At 65.6% G+C, this 933-nt stretch carries 1 protein-coding gene and 1 pseudogene; both read left to right on the top strand.

What is annotated here, in order from left to right; all coding sequences use genetic code 11:
- Positions 1 to 225: pseudogene (locus tag EN780_RS35345) on the top strand (hypothetical protein); the annotation flags it as partial.
- Between the two features lie 7 nt (positions 226 to 232).
- Positions 233 to 901, top strand: coding sequence for a lysophospholipid acyltransferase family protein (locus tag EN780_RS35340; RefSeq protein WP_127284433.1), 669 nt, complete (start codon positions 233 to 235; stop codon positions 899 to 901).
- Positions 902 to 933 lie beyond the last annotated feature (32 nt).

Here is a 933-nt window from a genome sequence, read left to right as displayed (position 1 = left end):
ATCCTGTTCGATGCGCTGTTGTTCCGGCTGATGGCGAGCCATGACAGCGAGGTTTCGGGCGGCGGCGCGGTCGACGAATTGCTCGCCCGGATGCGGCTGAAGCCGACCCCTGCCGCGACGCGATCGCTCGACCAGCGCATAGCGGGCACGCGCCGGCTGCTGACAAAGCAGCGCATAGCCTTTGCGGTGTTCGCGGCAGCGTCACTGATGGCGGCATTGCTTTGAGACTTCGATGACAAAACTCCACATCCGCGCCAACACCTTCACCCTCCTGCAGACCATCACCTCGGTCGGCCTGTCGGCGATGGCCTGGGTGGTGACCGGCGTGCGGCCGATCTGGAACGGTAGCCAGCCCTCGGAGCGGCAGCGCATCTATTTCGCCAACCACGCCAGCCATGGCGACTTCATCCTGCTTTCGGCCTGCCTCAGCGAGAAGGTGCGCGCCCGCACCCATGCGGTTGCCGCGGCCGAATATTGGGGCAAGTCGCGGCTGCGCCGCTACATCGCCGAGGACATGCTGTCCTCCGTGCTGATCCACCGCCAGTGGACCGACGAGGCCGAGAACCCGATCAACATTATGCTGTCGGTGCTCGACCAGGGGCATTCGCTGATCCTGTTCCCCGAGGGCACCCGCAACACCACCGACGAGCCGCTGCTGCCGTTCCGTTCCGGCCTCTACAATCTCTCGATGGCGCGGCCGGAGGTCGAACTCATCCCGTGCTGGATCGAGAACATGTCTCGGGTTCTGCCCAAGGGCCAGTTCCTGCCGGTGCCGCTTTTGTGCCGCGTCGTCTTCGGCCCGGCTGTCACCATCGCGCCCGGCGAAGAGCGCCGCGCCTTCCTCGAACGCGCCCGCCAGACGCTGCTGGCCCTCGACCCCCGTCCGGACCGGGACGACTAGACCATGATCCCAAAAAGTGGCTCCCGGTTTTT

This window comes from Mesorhizobium sp. M4B.F.Ca.ET.089.01.1.1 (assembly GCF_004022605.1).
Lineage (GTDB): Bacteria > Pseudomonadota > Alphaproteobacteria > Rhizobiales > Rhizobiaceae > Mesorhizobium > Mesorhizobium abyssinicae.
The sequence above is the reverse complement of the archived record's forward strand: the minus strand, read 5'-3'. Positions and strand labels throughout refer to the sequence as shown.

What these genes read in the sequence shown, in the direction of transcription:
- EN780_RS35340 (WP_127284433.1), top strand. Translation starts at nt 233, where the DNA reads ATGACAAAACTCCACATCCGCGCCAACACCTTCACCCTCCTGCAGACC.